Below are 15,820 nucleotides of genomic sequence, written 5' to 3'. Positions count from 1 at the left end.
GTAATCCTTATAAGCCCGTCCAGAATACGGGCGCGGAACTATTTAACTCCCTTAAGAGCGGCAGATGAACCGGGTGATTGTGGTCTATTCCACCGTGATCCGAAATCACTGCTGCGCTTAAGGGAGTTTATCTGAATAAACAGCGAAACCTGTTGTGAAGCGATGAGACATGGATTTTCTCATGAAATGGAACGTTTTTCATACAGGAGAGGGTATACTGAAATTATTACATGAAGATAAGAAAGGGCGAGGACTCATGATCGATCCAAGTGTGAAGCAGGACCTGCGTGAAATTAGCAAGAAACTAACCAATCTTAGGGGGTCTCTTTGACTTAGATTTAAAGCAGGAGATGATTGAGAACTTTGAAGAAAAGATGGCAGCCCCGGATTTCTGGGACGACAATGAGAAAGCTCAGGCGCTCATTGCCGAGATGAATGCCGTGAAGTCATCCGTGGATCAATATCTGAAGCTGCAAGCGGATTACGACGATGCCGTCGTGATGATCGAGCTGGCGGATGAAGAAGGCGATGACTCTCTTGCGGGAGAAATTGGAGAGACGATCAAGGACCTGGTTGGGCGTGTGGAAGAGTTTGAACTCCAACTGCTGTTGAACCAGCCTTACGATAAAATGAATGCCATCCTTGAGCTGCATCCGGGCGCGGGGGGTACCGAGTCGCAGGACTGGGGCCAAATGCTGCATCGCATGTATACGCGTTGGGCGGAAAAACGCGGCTTCAAGGTAGAGACGCTGGATTATTTGCCTGGGGATGAAGCGGGAATCAAAAGTGTGACGCTGCTCATTAAGGGCTACAATGCTTATGGGTATTTGAAGGCCGAAAAAGGCGTGCATCGCCTGGTTCGGATCTCCCCGTTCGATTCTTCCGGCCGTCGCCATACCTCATTTGTGTCCTGTGACGTCGTTCCGGAGATTAACGATGAGATTGAACTGGACATCCGCACGGAGGACCTGAAGATTGATACTTACCGTGCGAGCGGTGCCGGTGGTCAGCATATCAATACGACGGACTCGGCCGTACGGATCACTCACTTGCCAACGGGTGTGGTCGTAACCTGTCAGAATGAACGGTCCCAGATTAAGAACCGTGAGCGTGCGATGACCATGCTTCGTTCCAAGCTCTACGAGCGCAAGATCGAGGAGCAGCAGAAGGAATTGGCGGAAATCCGCGGCGAGCAGTCCGATATCGCTTGGGGCAGCCAGATCCGCTCGTATGTTTTCCATCCGTACAGCATGGTGAAAGACCATCGTACACAGGTGGAGACGGGTAATATAGGAGCCGTCATGGACGGGGATCTGGATGCTTTTATCGATGGATATTTGCGCAGCCAGATCAAGCAGGAAGTCGAGTAGGACGTTGAGGAGAGATTTGAAGAACTATGGCGCAATCCGCTGGCAATCCATCGATTAACAAAAGAAAAAGAGAACCCCTGATTCCGATCAACGGTCCCCTTCGACAGACGGTGGACGCTGTTTTTATCATCATCGGCTCCTTTATTATGGCGCTGTCATTTAATCTGTTTTTCTTGCCCAACCACATCGCCTCAGGCGGTGTGTCCGGATTGTCCGTTCTTGCGCAAGCATGGCTCGGCATTGAACCGGCCTTTACGCAGTGGGCGCTGAATATCCCCTTGTTTGTGCTCGGCTTCTGGCTGCTAGGACGTGACTACGGCATTCGTTCCCTGCTGGGAAGCGTGATTTTGCCGTTGTTCGTTTTTTTGACCAAGGACTGGCCGATTCCAACCTCCAATCCCCTCTTGGCTTCCATCTACGGCGGGATCGGCGTCGGGATCGGCATGGGGCTGGTCTATCGCGGCAGGGGTTCAACCGGTGGATTAACCATCGTGGCGCAGCTCCTGCAAAAATACAGCGGCCTCAGCTTTTCCCTTTGCGTCGTGCTCTTGGATGCGATTGTGATCTCTTCGGCAGCCCTCGTGCTGTCGCTGGAGCAGGCGTTGTACGCACTCATTGGACTGTACGTGACAGGCAAAGTGATTGATGCGATTGAGCTGGGCTTTAGCTTCACCAAGGTGGCTTACATTATATCCGATCATACGGAGCCGATAACCAAGGCCATCCTCGAGGACCTCGACCGTGGATTAACCAAGCTGACCGCAGAGGGAGGCTACACGGGTGAACACCGGACGGTGCTGATGGTCGTGGTCGGACAGAGTGAAATTCCCCGTCTGAAGACGGTGGTACAATCGGTGGACCCGAATGCGTTTGTCATCATTAGCAATGCCCATGAGGTATTGGGTGAGGGCTTCCGCAATATTAAGGCGTAAAACAATAAAAGCTGTGTCGAGAGGTTCTCGGCACTCGGAGAGACGGTGTATATCACCGTCTCTTTTTTTGTGGGCTATAGAATGTATAAGTTTTCAGCGAAGCTGAACCGTTCGTTAAGTTGCAAGCAGAACGTCCTCTAAACGTGGTCTGTCCGCCGTGAAGTCCGTTGATACACTTTTTTCCGAATGGGATGGACTGTTCGGTGGGAACCAGACAGATAACCTTGAATTTTCCTTTATTTTTCTAGCAAAGAGCATATAATGGTATCTAATATTGTTCAGGGGGTAGGGGATTATGGAAATCGAACAGATCTTTGCTAATTTGCCGGTGCTGGAAACTGAGCGCCTGAGGCTTCGCAGAATATCGATGCAGGATGCGGACCAGATGTATGCCTATGCCTCTGATGATGAGGTTGCCAAGTACGTAACATGGGAAACGCACCGCTCAATCAACGACAGTAAGAAATTCATCCAGTTTATACTTGTCCAGTATGCCAAGCATGATATTGCCCCTTGGGGGATCGAGCTGAAGGAAAGCGGGCGTCTGGTCGGGACGGTGGATTTTGTATGGTGGAAGCCCGAACAGCAGAGTGCCGAGATTGGATATGTACTCGCACGGGATTGTTGGGGGCAAGGTCTTATGACGGAAGCGGCCTCCGCTTTATTGAAGCTCGGATTTGGAGAAATGGATCTTGTGCGCATCCAAGCGCGTTGCATAGAAGGGAATATCGGCTCTCAGCGTGTCATGGAGAAGATCGGCATGTCCTATGAGGGGACGTTGAGGAAGGGGATTAAGACCAAAGGGCGGCATTGGGATCTCAAATTATATTCCATTCTAAAAGAAGAATATGAATCCGCTCATTAGCCATTGGACGAACATGGAATTTACATGCATTTTGGACCAAATTTGAATAATCCATTGTATTTATATGAATACGGTCGTATAATAATACATATTTATGAGACGGATAAAGTCAATGAATACCTACGAAAAAAGAGTGTTCTAACGCAGGAGCAAAAAACTCCAAAGAAGATCACCACCAGCTTGACTGCTTCTTGAAGCAAAAATGATATCAAGAAGCACCAGTAGACACGCGTGGTTTTTGATAACCCATCATATGATGAGGATAGCATCAGCGGCAGCGTGATCGATCGGATGAAGGAAACGGATGAGCATGGCGTACAGATGAAGGATGGATGAATGGGACCTTGCATAAGGTCCTTCAGCTGTTCCTTGGGGAGAGGGATGAGGAGAAATGACGGACACAAACATAGTAAAAGTAGCTATTGTAGGATCTACCGGCTACGGTGGCGTGGAACTGATTCGCTTGCTGCAAGCACACCCGCGCGTTGAGATTACATCGGTAATCTCTTCATCGACGGCAGGCGTACCGATATCGGACGGTTTTCCGCATTTGACGAATATCATCACACGTAACCTGGATGGCGTTAACCCAGCGGAAATCGCTGAGGTGGCAGACCTGGTGTTCGCGGCCACGCCTTCGGGTGTCAGTGCCAAGCTGGTGCCGGAACTGCTGGATGCAGGCCTGAAGGTTATTGATCTGTCAGGAGATTTTCGCTTAAAAGATGGAGCAGTGTATGAACAGTGGTATAAGCATACGGCTCCGAGTGCGGAACTATTAGAGAAAGCCGTATACGGTCTATGCGAAGTGTTTGGCGAAGAGGTCCGCGATGTGGATTTCATCTCCAATCCGGGCTGCTATCCGACAGCAACGCTGCTCGGGCTGATTCCGGCCATCAGCGCGGGATGGATTGATGCCTCTTCCCTAATTATCGACGCTAAATCCGGCGTGTCCGGTGCAGGCCGGGGAACGAGTTTGATGACGCATTATGCCGAGATCAACGAGAACTTCAAAGCCTATAAGGTAAATAAACACCAGCATATTCCTGAGGTTGAGCAGGTATTGACTCAGGTCGCGGGCGAACCGATTACGGTTACTTTTACGACCCATCTGGTCCCGATGACGCGGGGAATCATGACCACTATGTATGCCAAGCTGAACGGTCCTTATACGGAAGAGGATTTCATTGAGCTGTACCGTCAGTATTTCAAGGACCGCCGGTTTGTGAGAATCCGCGACTTGGGTGTATGGCCTGCGACAAAAGAAGTCAGCGGGTCCAACTACTGCGACATCGGATTCGCGGTGGACGCGCGTACGAACAGAGTGACCATTATATCGGTCATTGACAACGTGGTGAAGGGTGCGGCCGGTCAGGCAATCCAGAACCTGAATTTGATGATGGGATGGGAGGAGAGCCTCGGACTTACGTTTACGCCGATTTATCCGTAAGCGGCTGGGGATACAGACATGGGAGAGAATATGTTTGCGATTATCGATGGGGGCAGCATCGTAACGCCGCAAGGCTTCAAGGCTGCCGGACTCCACTGTGGACTTAAGAAGACCGACCGTAACGACCTGGGCGTCATTGTATGTGACGTGCCTGCCGTGGCGGCTGCTGTATATACGACGAATCTGTTTCAAGCGGCACCGCTGAAGGTAACGCGTGAAAGCCTGCAGGACGGCAAGCTTCGCGCGATCGTCGTGAACAGCGGGAATGCCAATGCCTGTACGGGTAAGCAGGGTGAAGAGGATGCTTACACGATGCGTGCCAATACGGCTGCGCAATTCGGCCTGGACGAGAACGATGTGGCCGTCGCCTCAACGGGAGTCATTGGGGAACTGCTGAAGATGGACCGCGTTTCCTCGGGGATCGCCGGCCTGCCTGCACGACTCAGCGGCGGAAGCGAAGGGGCTGAGAGCTTCAGCCAAGCGATTTTGACAACCGATCTCGTGAAAAAAGAAGCCTGCGTGACCGTTCAAGTTAACGGTACGAAGGTGACTATCGCCGGAACAGCAAAGGGGTCGGGGATGATTCATCCGAACATGGCGACCATGCTCGGATTTATGACAACAGATGCGGTCATTGGTCAGGAAGCGCTGCAGCTGCTGCTGCGCCAAACGACCAATCTGACCTTTAATATGATTACGGTGGATGGCGATACGAGCACCAACGATATGCTGGTCGCGATGGCTAGCGGCATGGCGGGGCACGACATGCTTTCGCCGGAGCACCCGGATTGGGATGCATTCGCAGCTGGCTTCCATTATGTGTGCCAGCAGCTGGCAAAGGCGATCGCGCGTGACGGAGAGGGAGCTTCCCGCCTGATCGAGGTTCGCGTGGACGGTGCCGAGAGCGATGATGACGCGCAAGCGATTGCCAAGACGATCATTGGCTCCAGCTTGGTCAAATCCGCCGTATTCGGCGCAGATGCCAACTGGGGACGCATTATTGCGGCTGTCGGCCGTGCGGGCCGTCCGGTTAATCCGGAGACGGTCGATATTGCCATAGGCCCGATTTCGGTGCTGGAGCAGTCAAGGCCCGTTGCTTTTGACGAGGAAGCAGCTCTGGTTTACCTTCAGGGTGATACCGTGGATATCGACGTGAAGCTGCATATCGGCAGCGGGTCGGCTACGGCTTGGGGCTGTGATTTAACCTATGACTATGTCCGCATTAATGCGGCTTATCGTACTTAGATAAACATTTAGTAGGACGGAGGAGACGGATATGAAGAGCACGATCGATCAGGAGAATTCGCAGCCGGTTCAAACCTCAAGCGCGGATACGTTCGTGATGAAATGCGGCGGCAGCACGCTCGCGGCCCTTCCTGACAGCTTCTTCGAGGATTTGAAGAATCTGCAGCAAAAGGGAGTTAATCCCGTTATCGTTCATGGTGGCGGACCCGCGATCTCCGGCAATCTGGAGAAGCTCGGCATCGAGACCGAGTTCGTGAACGGGCTGCGCAAGACGACGGAGGATGTGCTGGATGTTGTGGAGATGGTGCTTGCGGGCACCATCAATAAGCAGATCGTACGACGGATTCAAAGCGTAGGCGGCTCTGCCATCGGTTTATCCGGCTCGGACGGCGGGCTGATCGAGGCCAAACCGGTGACGAACCACGCGGAAGTTGGCTGGGTAGGTGACGTTACGTTTGTGAAGTCATCCATCCTGAGCGGCGTGCTGGAGATGGGCTACATGCCAGTGGTTGCGCCGATTGGGGTGGATCCGTACGGTCAGCGCTACAACATCAATGCCGATACGGCGGCGGGTGCCGTGGCTTCTCATCTGGGCGTAAACCGGATGATCGTTGTCACTGACGTACCTGGAATTATGAAAGGATCGGGCGGCGAGAAGCGGGTGCTTCCAACCGTGACGGTTCAGGAGATCGAGGACATGATCGGGACAGGCGAAATCTACGGCGGCATGATACCGAAGGTCCGAGCGGCCATCAGCTGCATTCACGGCAAAGTGAGCGAGGTTGTCATCGTGGACGGAAGCGAGCCGAATGTACTGAGCCGAGTGCTTGGCGGAGAAGTGCTGGGCACGCGCATCGTGCGGATGTAATAAGCTACGGTTTGATATTCAAACCGTAGCTATATGAAATCTTCAACGGAGAAGGCGGAATCATTCCGGAGAAGCGAAGCGGGCCCCTTTGTCCACGGAATTTATCCTTGTTTACGTCATCCATAAAATTCTGTGGGCAACAGGGATCGGAGGAATGGTCCGAATTCGCAGTGCTGGATAAGCATAAATGGATGCCTTAATCGGGAGATGTTCCGAACGTGAAACACGAAGCTATGCCAAATGCAAAGGAGTGTGTAAAGGTTATGGGAAAAGAAACAGCAGCAGACGGTGTTAAAGCAGCGAATGAAAGCTCGTTGTTCCAGACGTATGCCAGATATCCAATCGCCCTGGTCAAAGGGGAAGGCAGCTGGTTATGGGACGCTCAAGGCAACAAATATCTTGATTTTATGGCGGGCCTGGCGGTAACGAACCTCGGCCATGCCCCGGTGAAAGTGAAAGAGAAGCTGAAGGCCCAGCTGGATGAATTGTGGCATGTCTCGAACCTGTTCCACATTCCCGGTCAGGAAGAAGCGGCCGAGCTGCTGACTGCGAACACCTGCGCGGATGCGGTTTTCTTCTGCAACAGCGGGGCGGAAGCGAACGAAGCGGCCATTAAGCTGGCGCGCCGCTACCATCAGAAGGTAAAGGGAACGGGACGCTACGAGGTCATTACATTTACGCAGTCCTTTCATGGACGGACGCTGGCTACGCTGACGGCCACCGGCCAGGATAAGGTAAAGGAAGGGTTCCTTCCGCTTCCGGCAGGCTTCAAAAGCGTTCCGCTGCATGACCTTCCGGCACTGGAATCGGCCATTAACGATAACACCGCTGCGATCATGATCGAAATGGTGCAGGCGGAAGGCGGCGTGCATCCGGTGGAGCCGGAGTTCCTTCAAGCCGTCACCGGGCTGTGCAAGAAGCATGGACTGCTGCTGATCGTGGACGAGGTGCAGACGGGCATGGGCCGGACCGGGAAGCTGTTTGCGCATGAGCATTACGGCATTGAGCCGGATATCTTTACTGTGGCCAAAGGGCTCGGCTCCGGGTTCCCGGTCGGCGCGATGCTGGGTAAAGCTTACTTGCGCGAAGCCTTCACGGCAGGAAGCCATGCGACAACGTTTGGCGGCACACCGATTGCGAGCGCCGTTATCCAGGCCACTATCGAAACGATGCTGGAGGACAATGTGCCGCAGCGTGCGGCCGAAGCCGGAGAATATTTGATGACGAAGCTGAATGAGAGCCTCGGTAGTCATCCCTTTGTGAAGGCGATCCGGGGTAAAGGTCTGCTGATCGGCATCGAATGCGTTGAGCCGGTTGGCGAGCTGGTGCTGAAAGGGCAGAGCCGCGGGCTGCTGTTCGTAACGGCAGGACCGAATGTGATCCGGCTGCTTCCGAATCTGTACGTCACTACACAAGAGATCGACCAGGCGGTATCGATTGTTACGGAACTTATACATGAGCATACGGCGGTTAGCCAAGCATAGAAGAATCGTGCAGTGACATTTTGGACAATAACAGCATGGTTAAGGAGGACTGGAGAATATGGCCACTAGCGGACAAGTGAAGGAATTAAGCCTGAAAGGGCGGGATATGATCGAGCTGGACGAATACTCGACGGAAGAGATTCAGTTCTTGCTTGATTCGGCAATTGAGATCAAACGCAAGCAGAAGAACGGCGAAGTCTATCAGCCGCTGAAAGGCAAGACGATCGGATTGATTTTTGAGAAGTCGTCCACGCGGACGCGGGTTTCATTCGAGGCTGGGATGTTCCAGCTGGGCGGACATGCACTCTTTTTAAGTAAAAACGATATTCAGCTCGGACGCGGCGAGCCGATCAGCGATACGGCGCAGGTGATGTCCCGTTATTTGGACGGCTTAATGATCCGTACCTTCGGGCACGACAACGTGGTCAACCTGGCGAAATATGCCTCCATTCCGGTTATCAACGGCCTGAGTGACATGGCGCATCCATGTCAGGTGCTGGCCGATTTGCAGACGGTGCTGGAGCACAAGGGCAAGCTGAAAGGCCTTAAAATGGCCTTTATCGGGGATGGCAACAACATGGCGCATTCGCTCCTGATTGGCGGTGCCAAGATGGGCATGCATGTGGCCGTAGCCAGTCCGAAGGGCTATGAGGCGGATGCCAGCATCGTGAAGCTGAGCGAGGAAATCGCGGCGCAAACGGGTGGCAAAATTACGATTACGCAAGACCCGATCGAAGCCGCGAAGAATGCCGACGTGATCTATACGGATGTATGGGCAAGCATGGGCTTTGAAGAGGAGCAGGCACAGCGGGAAGCTGCGTTTGCGGACTACCAGGTGAATGAAGAGCTTGTGAAGGCAGCGAAGCCGGATTATTTGTTCCTGCATTGTCTTCCGGCCCATCGGGGCGAAGAGGTCAGCGAAGGCGTGATCGACGGTGCCAACTCCGTCATTTTTGATCAGGCTGAGAACCGTCTCCATGCTCAGAAGGCTTTGATGGTTGCTTTGATGGCATAAAGCCGTTGATGGCAAGCGAACATTCTCTATGAAAATGCGTCAATGGACGTTATCTTTAGTATAATGAACGACAGGGTTGTTAGTAACAAAGAGAGGGAGTTTAACGATGGCAAAACAAAAAATCGTGCTGGCGTATTCCGGTGGCCTGGATACGTCCGTTATTCTGAAATGGCTGAAAGAAACTTACGATGCGGAGATCATTGCTTTCACGGCCGATATTGGCCAGAAGGAAGAGCTGGACGGACTGGAGGAAAAAGCGCTGGCGACCGGCGCCTCCAAAGTATACATCGATGATCTGCGCGACGAATTTGCAACGGATTTCATCTATCCGATGTTCCAGGCGGGTGCTATGTACGAAGGGCAGTACCTGCTCGGGACCAGCATCGCGCGTCCGTTGATTGCCAAGCGCATGGTGGATATCGCTCGTGCCGAAGGCGCGACGGCGATTGCGCACGGCGCTACGGGCAAAGGGAACGACCAGGTCCGTTTTGAGCTGGGCGTAGCTGGCTTGGCACCGGACATAGAAGTAATCGCGCCTTGGCGCATCGAGGAGTTCCGTAACTCCTTCCCGGGTCGCGCAGAGATGATCGCTTACGCGGAAGCCCATGGCATTCCGGTGACGGCATCCGCGGCGAAATCCTACTCCATGGACCGCAACCTGCTCCATATCAGTTATGAGAGCGGCGTGCTGGAGGATCCTTGGTTCGATGCAAGCGCAGAGGACAGCAAGGATATGTACCTGCTCAGCGTATCGCCTGAGGATGCGCCGGATGAAGCGGAATACCTCGAGCTTACGTTTGAGCAAGGGAATGTTGTTGCGCTGAACGGCGAATCGATGAGCCCGCTGCAAGTGATGGAGAAGCTGAACGAGCTGGGCGGCAAACACGGCATCGGTCGCGTGGATATGGTGGAGAACCGTTTCGTTGGCATGAAGAGCCGCGGTGTCTACGAGACGCCGGGTGGAACGATCCTGTTCACCGCTCATCGCAAAATGGAATCCATCACGATGGACCGCGAAGTGATGAACCTGCGCGACAGCCTGATTACCCGTTACAGCACCTTGGTTTATAACGGTTTCTGGTTTGCGCCGGAGCGACTGGCACTGCAGGCGCTGGTAACCGAGAGTCAGAAGAACGTGACGGGTACGGTACGCGTGAAGCTGTACAAAGGCAACATTATCGGCGCAGGCGTGAAGAGTCCGGTCAGCCTGTACAACCCGGATATCGCTACGATGGAAGCCGATCCAACGCAAGCTTATGATCAGGGCGATGCGACCGGCTTTATCCGCTTGAACGCACTGCGTTTGAAAGTGGCAACCGGCGTGAACCAGAATCAATAAGTGTACAATAATGAACAGGCTGAAGGCCGTTTTCATGCAAGGGAGCTCCGTTGTTTCTCGCGTAACCGGGAACAATGGGACTTCTTAAGCGGGAAGCGGCCCTCTGCCTTAAACAGAGAGGGGCAAGTGTTGTGAGCAAGTTATGGGGCGGACGCTTTACGAAGCAGACCAACGCATTGGTAGAGGAATATACGGCATCCATCGGTTTTGACAAGCAGCTGGCTGAGGAGGATATCCAGGGAAGCCTTGCGCATGTGTCCATGCTGGGCAAATGCGGCATCGTGCCGGCCGAAGACGTGGAGACGATCAAGGCTGGCTTGAACAAGGTGCTGGAGCGCATCCGTGAGGGCAGCATCGAGTTCTCCGTTTCGGATGAGGATATCCATATGAACATCGAGAAGAATCTGATCGAGGAAATCGGACCTGTCGGCGGCAAGCTCCACACAGGGCGCAGCCGTAACGATCAAGTGGCTACGGATATGCATCTGTATTTGCGTAACCGCGTGGTGGCGCTGACCGGCATGCTGCATGAGCTGCAAACCGCATTGATCGGGCAAGCGAAGGATAATCTCGACACGATTATTCCGGGGTATACGCATCTGCAGCGTGCCCAGCCGATTCTGTTCGCGCATCATCTGATGGCTTACGTGTCCATGTTCCAGCGGGATATCGACCGTCTGATCGACAGCTATAAACGCATTAATGTGTTGCCGCTCGGGGCAGGCGCGCTTGCGGGTACGACGTTCCCGATCGACCGCCATTTCGTGGCGGAGCAGCTTGGGTTTGACGGCGTTTATGAGAACAGTCTGGATGCGGTCAGCGACCGCGACTTCATTCTGGAATTCCTCTCGGATGCTTCCATCATCATGATGCACTTGTCCCGCCTGAGCGAGGAGCTGGTGCTCTGGAGCAGCACGGAGTTCAACTTCATCGAGCTGGATGATGCGTTCTGTACGGGCAGCAGCATTATGCCGCAGAAGAAGAATCCGGATGTACCAGAGCTGGTCCGCGGCAAAACCGGTCGGGTTTACGGCAACCTGATGGGTCTGCTGACCGTGTTGAAGTCGCTGCCGCTTGCTTATAACAAGGATATGCAGGAAGATAAAGAGGGCATGTTCGATACGGTGGCTACACTGGAAGGTGCATTACAGCTGTTTGCACCGATGATTGCCACGATGAAGGTCAACAAAGGGCGCATGCGCGAAGCGGTGAATACCGACTTCTCCAACGCAACCGACATCGCGGACTTCCTGGTCGGCAAAGGGCTTCCTTTCCGTCAAGCGCATGAAGTGATCGGCAAGACCGTATTGTACTGCATCCAGAACAACAAGTATCTGCTGGACCTGACGCTGGATGAGTTCAAGCAGTTCTCGGAGCTGTTCGACGACTCCATTTATGGCGTGCTTCAACCAGAGACGGTGGTCAATGCGCGTAACGTTTACGGCGGCACGGCAACCGAGCAGGTGAAGGCGGCCATTGACCGCAGCGTTCAGACCCTACAGGTTACGGAAGAATGGCTGGGTCTCCGTCAAGGGAATGTAGAGTAACGCTACAGAAATCGCAAGCGTGAAAAAATAGAGGTGGACCGGCAAACGCTACATTTGCCGATCCACCTTTTTTAAGATATCAAAAAAGTATGAACGAATCGCAGAGGCGGTGTCCTCCATTGCCGCGGATAAACCGAATAACGGGGCAACTGCCCGTAGGTTTGCATGCATATCTTCATTCATCAGGCTTTCAACGGAAGCCACTTCAGCACATCCTGAATGTGAGTATCCCAATACCCCCAATCATGACCGCCTGGGCCTTCCAGATAGGTGAGGTCGAGGGATGTTTCTTCGCAGGCTTTGCGGAATGCCTGATTGTCTTCATAGAGGAAGTCTTCGGTTCCGCAGCATTGATACAGCAGCGGCTTAGGCCCCTCTGATCGATCGACTTCCTGAAGCAGCCACAGCAAGTCGTTGTCGGTGCCGGTAATATCTTGATCTCCGTAGACTAACCGATGTTCAAACAAGGCCTCATTCCTCCGGACATGACCCGCCATATCAAGCGCGCCCGACAAACTGGCAGCCGCGGCAAAGGCTTCGGGACAGCGAAGGGCCAGCTTGAATGCCCCGTATCCGCCCATGGACAAGCCAGCGACGAAGTTATCTTCTCTTGCGTGGGATAACGGGAAGAAGGAACGTGCAATGGCCGGCAGCTCCTGGCTGATGAAGGTCCAGTATTTGCCGCCGTATTCCATGTCCGTATAGAAGCTGCGGTGCACCTGCGGCATAACGACGGCAATGCCCATCTCGGCCACATAGCGTTCGATGGAGGTTCTGCGCAGCCAGATGGAATCGTCGTCGGACAAGCCATGCAGCAGGAAGAGTGTCGGATGAAGCCCCTTTTTGGCATGATTGGTCATACCGATCTGCGAAGAGGTTTGCTGAGGGAGAATAACGGTCATGGACGTGCTGAGACCGAGTACCTCCGAGTAGAAGTGACATTGCATAAGAGCCATGTTATGTATCCCCTTTCATTTTTGTGAATGTGAGATCGAAAAGACGAGTCTATTTAAATCATATCACAATCGATATCCCTTACTCCAAGCAAATCTGAACCGCTTCTGCGGGGGAGAGCAGATTTGGCCACTAATCCTCCGGGGATAGTAAAGGCGGCTCGGTCCGGAATCGAAATGGATTGGATAAGATGCATACATCGTCTCGGTCTTGAGACCGAGGCGAAGTTCGGCCATCAGGCTGTTCTATGATTAGCGGGGGTATGGTATCTTAGAGGGAGATTATGACTCCACCTGGTGGAGGATAGACATTTATTAAGGTAATTGTTGTGATGAAGCCGTTTAGATATAGATAGTGATTACTTTGCGATATGGAGGATACTCATGATACCACGTGACGACAAGCTATCCGATCTGAAGATTACGGGAACCGGAAGTTCAAGCGGCGGCCAATACGACAAGGTACGGATTGACGGTGCCGGGCAGATAAATGGAGATCTGGATTGCCGGGAATTGATAGGCAATGGAACGATGAGCGTCAATGGCGCCGTCGCTGCCCGTACGATCCGCGTAAACGGTTCGGGAACCATTAAGGGGGCCGTGGAATCTGAGGAGCTGAATGTAGCCGGCAGCCTGAGCTTGAAGGAAGGATTGCGCAGCAGATCCATCTATATCGGGGGGCATTGCAGCATTCACGGAGATTCCGAATCCAAGAAGCTTGAGGTTACCGGAAACTTGAGAAGCCATGGTGATGTGCGGAGTGAATCCGCCACGTTCCAGGGAGGCTTTAAGATCGATGGCCGCCTGCATGTTGGAACAGCGGATATCCGAGTATTGGGTCGCTGCCTTGCACAGGAAATCGTTGGGGACCGGATCACGATTCGCAAAAAAGGGAAGCGGCTCTGGGAAATGCTGTCCTTGTCTTTAAGGGGAACGCGTCTGGAGGCTCGTATTATTGAAGGCGACGTCCTTGACCTCGAATATGTCGAAGCTGATATCGTCCGCGGTAATCGGGTGATCCTGGGCAAAGGCTGCGAGATTCGGCAAGTGGAGTACAGAGATGAGCTGTCACAGCACCCGGAAGCCGAGGTCAGAGCGTCCAGGCGGTTTTAAGAGTGACAACGAAGCCCGAATTCAGGCTCAGCTGAACAGGTGGAATATACCGAGGCTTCAGCGCAGATGCCATGGCAGAAGTCGGGGCCTATTATAAAATCGATGCTTTACATTAAAATAGCGGCAAGGCAAAAAGCCCGGATTCGTGGTTCTATTCACGAATTCGGGCTTTTTCATGCTGTCTCCAGGTTTATGGTGCGCTGATACCGTCCTCAACCACTTCCTCTTTCGGTGTATCATTCGCTTCCGGCAGTTGGACCTCGCTTGTCGGATTGATGGCAACGATGCTGTTCTGGGGGCGGTAGGTATCCTTGGATATTTTCACCTTCTCGACAACCTTGCCGTTTACTTTCTTGGTTCGGTAGGTTTCAACCACATAGCCTGGCTTCCCGTTCTGAACCACCTGCTTGAGTCCTGGCGGCAGCGAGTTATTGTGAATGACCTTCTCTGGCGAAGGCAAGGTTTCAACGGTGGTGGACACAAGCTCATATTCCGTATTTTCCGGAAAGGTACCAAACATCTTCAGCGTTAAATTACCGTGCGATACTTCCGATAAAATAAGCAGATGCTTGCCTGTATTGTTCCGGAAACGGAAATTGATCGCCCCTTCCGCGAAGGTGGCATCCTGCCCCTTGGGCAGGTAGCTGACCGGAAGGGAATGATTCCGCCTTTCGGTGATCTCCAGTCCGATCAGTAGGGCGGCATGATACACCGTGCTGGATACCTGGCAGATTCCGCCGCCGATTCCGGGGACCAGCTTGCCGTTCACGATGACAGGAGCTTCTTCAAAACCGTATTCCTTTTTTGCAGTATCAATAATATGAGCATAATTGAATTCATCGCCGGGCTTCAGAATCATGCCGTCTACGGATTTGGCAGCAGCGGTCACGTTATGAACGCGTCCAGGCCCGCTGGATCCGAGACTGGTGGAGAATTCAACGATTTTGCGCTCAATCCCTTCATCCTGCAGCGATTTTACGGTAACGGGAGGCTTTTGACGGATGAGAGGCAGCGAAACCGTAATGATCTCATCTGGATTCGGCTCGGTGAAGTGAGACTCATTCGGAAGCACAGCGCTGAACCCTTCATAGAATGCCGGCCAATCGATGCGGTATGCCGTTTTCTCCGGAGTGTACCGGACAACATCATCATCGGATATGCTTCGTACCGCATTGACGGGTTCCCCGAAGCGTTCCTTTTGCCACTCTTCGCTCAGTCTCTCTTTTAACACATCGCGATCCCAGTCTGTGGATATATGCCATTCCAGCTGAAAGTTACGCCGGTATAGAACTTGATCCCATAGAGATCCTTCGGACAACCTGGCGATAGCCTCCTGAAAATCGGCTGCGTTGAATTGAACTCCGCCCTCTCGGAGAGTGAAGCTTTCCTTGTGTCCCTTGAGCGCGTCCGATTGCAGCTCCACCTTCAACGCTGTCATCGCCTGCAGCCGTTGATCCAGCTCTGACAGCACCTCGTCTGATGGTTTGCCGCCTACCTGCCAACCGGAGAGAACGACCCCCTTCGGGAGTTCCTTCTGGTTCACGTACATCGTCAATAGACCGAAGCCGACGGAGAGGAGAAGACCGAAACTGATGACAATGATGAGACCAAGATGAATTTTTTTCATTCGAAACCACCTTCT

General features: G+C 53.1%; 13 protein-coding genes. 11 read left to right on the top strand and 2 right to left on the bottom strand.

Annotated features, from left to right (window positions below):
* Window positions 1–256 precede the first annotated feature (256 nt).
* The 10 genes from prfB (at window position 257) to argH (ending at window position 12,112) form a co-directional block, all read left to right on the top strand.
* Window positions 257–1,370, top strand: a protein-coding gene (gene prfB / locus DP091_RS18705) for a peptide chain release factor 2 (protein WP_113059739.1) whose coding sequence is annotated in 2 segments (ribosomal slippage) — window positions 257–328 and window positions 330–1,370 — 1,113 coding nt in all. Because the reading frame shifts where the segments join, the coding sequence is not laid out codon by codon here.
* Between the two features lie 26 nt (window positions 1,371–1,396).
* The gene (locus tag DP091_RS18700; RefSeq protein WP_100540915.1) at window positions 1,397–2,302 is read left to right on the top strand and encodes a YitT family protein; all 906 of its coding nucleotides are present in this window, start codon (window positions 1,397–1,399) and stop codon (window positions 2,300–2,302) included.
* A 295-nt stretch (window positions 2,303–2,597) separates the two neighbouring features.
* Entirely contained in the window at window positions 2,598–3,167 is a 570-nt protein-coding gene (locus DP091_RS18695; protein WP_113059713.1) for a GNAT family N-acetyltransferase, read from the top strand.
* 391 nt (window positions 3,168–3,558) lie between these two features.
* A complete protein-coding gene (gene argC / locus DP091_RS18690; RefSeq protein WP_113059712.1) occupies window positions 3,559–4,614 on the top strand; it encodes an N-acetyl-gamma-glutamyl-phosphate reductase in 1,056 nt (351 codons plus the stop codon).
* An 18-nt stretch (window positions 4,615–4,632) separates the two neighbouring features.
* Window positions 4,633–5,859 carry a bifunctional glutamate N-acetyltransferase/amino-acid acetyltransferase ArgJ gene (gene argJ / locus DP091_RS18685; RefSeq protein WP_113059711.1) on the top strand — a complete coding sequence of 409 codons (1,227 nt, stop codon included), beginning with the start codon at window positions 4,633–4,635 and terminating at the stop codon, window positions 5,857–5,859.
* A gap of 31 nt (window positions 5,860–5,890) precedes the next feature.
* Window positions 5,891–6,727, top strand: a complete 837-nt coding sequence (gene argB / locus DP091_RS18680; RefSeq protein WP_113059710.1) for an acetylglutamate kinase — start codon at window positions 5,891–5,893, stop codon at window positions 6,725–6,727.
* Window positions 6,728–6,990: 263 nt separating this feature from the next.
* Window positions 6,991–8,211 (top strand): acetylornithine transaminase, encoded by a 1,221-nt coding sequence (locus DP091_RS18675; RefSeq protein WP_113059709.1) that lies wholly within the window; start codon window positions 6,991–6,993, stop codon window positions 8,209–8,211.
* Window positions 8,212–8,269: 58 nt separating this feature from the next.
* The gene (gene argF, locus DP091_RS18670; protein ID WP_113059708.1) at window positions 8,270–9,226 is read left to right on the top strand and encodes an ornithine carbamoyltransferase; all 957 of its coding nucleotides are present in this window, start codon (window positions 8,270–8,272) and stop codon (window positions 9,224–9,226) included.
* A 106-nt stretch (window positions 9,227–9,332) separates the two neighbouring features.
* On the top strand, window positions 9,333–10,565 hold the full coding sequence (locus tag DP091_RS18665; protein WP_071219780.1) for an argininosuccinate synthase: 1,233 nt from the start codon (window positions 9,333–9,335) through the stop codon (window positions 10,563–10,565).
* Window positions 10,566–10,696: 131 nt separating this feature from the next.
* Window positions 10,697–12,112 (top strand): argininosuccinate lyase, encoded by a 1,416-nt coding sequence (argH, locus tag DP091_RS18660; protein ID WP_071219779.1) that lies wholly within the window; start codon window positions 10,697–10,699, stop codon window positions 12,110–12,112.
* 182 nt (window positions 12,113–12,294) lie between these two features.
* Here argH and DP091_RS18655 read toward each other — a convergent pair whose 3' ends face one another.
* A complete protein-coding gene (locus DP091_RS18655; protein WP_113059707.1) occupies window positions 12,295–13,068 on the bottom strand; it encodes an alpha/beta hydrolase in 774 nt (257 codons plus the stop codon).
* Between the two features lie 381 nt (window positions 13,069–13,449).
* On the opposite strand from DP091_RS18655, the gene DP091_RS18650 reads away from it, so the two are divergent.
* Window positions 13,450–14,178 (top strand): bactofilin family protein, encoded by a 729-nt coding sequence (locus DP091_RS18650; RefSeq protein ID WP_113059706.1) that lies wholly within the window; start codon window positions 13,450–13,452, stop codon window positions 14,176–14,178.
* A gap of 190 nt (window positions 14,179–14,368) precedes the next feature.
* Here DP091_RS18650 and DP091_RS18645 read toward each other — a convergent pair whose 3' ends face one another.
* Window positions 14,369–15,805: a VanW family protein gene (locus tag DP091_RS18645; protein ID WP_113059705.1), complete on the bottom strand. Its 1,437-nt coding sequence runs from the start codon at window positions 15,803–15,805 to the stop codon at window positions 14,369–14,371.
* Window positions 15,806–15,820: the final 15 nt, after the last annotated feature.

Origin of the sequence: Paenibacillus sp. MDMC362 (genome assembly GCF_003269305.1) — a bacterium.
Classification (GTDB): domain Bacteria; phylum Bacillota; class Bacilli; order Paenibacillales; family Paenibacillaceae; genus Paenibacillus_AQ.
This window is presented reverse-complemented; position numbering and strand designations above follow the sequence as displayed.

Bases quoted from the DNA above. Each gene is read 5' to 3' on its own strand.
- DP091_RS18700 (WP_100540915.1), top strand. From the start codon at position 1,397: ATGGCGCAATCCGCTGGCAATCCATCGATTAACAAAAGAAAAAGAGAA.
- DP091_RS18695 (WP_113059713.1), top strand. From the start codon at position 2,598: ATGGAAATCGAACAGATCTTTGCTAATTTGCCGGTGCTGGAAACTGAG.
- argC (WP_113059712.1), top strand. From the start codon at position 3,559: ATGACGGACACAAACATAGTAAAAGTAGCTATTGTAGGATCTACCGGC.
- argJ (WP_113059711.1), top strand. From the start codon at position 4,633: ATGGGAGAGAATATGTTTGCGATTATCGATGGGGGCAGCATCGTAACG.
- argB (WP_113059710.1), top strand. From the start codon at position 5,891: ATGAAGAGCACGATCGATCAGGAGAATTCGCAGCCGGTTCAAACCTCA.
- DP091_RS18675 (WP_113059709.1), top strand. From the start codon at position 6,991: ATGGGAAAAGAAACAGCAGCAGACGGTGTTAAAGCAGCGAATGAAAGC.
- argF (WP_113059708.1), top strand. From the start codon at position 8,270: ATGGCCACTAGCGGACAAGTGAAGGAATTAAGCCTGAAAGGGCGGGAT.
- DP091_RS18665 (WP_071219780.1), top strand. From the start codon at position 9,333: ATGGCAAAACAAAAAATCGTGCTGGCGTATTCCGGTGGCCTGGATACG.
- DP091_RS18655 (WP_113059707.1), bottom strand. From the start codon at position 13,068: ATGGCTCTTATGCAATGTCACTTCTACTCGGAGGTACTCGGTCTCAGC.
- DP091_RS18650 (WP_113059706.1), top strand. From the start codon at position 13,450: ATGATACCACGTGACGACAAGCTATCCGATCTGAAGATTACGGGAACC.
- DP091_RS18645 (WP_113059705.1), bottom strand. From the start codon at position 15,805: ATGAAAAAAATTCATCTTGGTCTCATCATTGTCATCAGTTTCGGTCTT.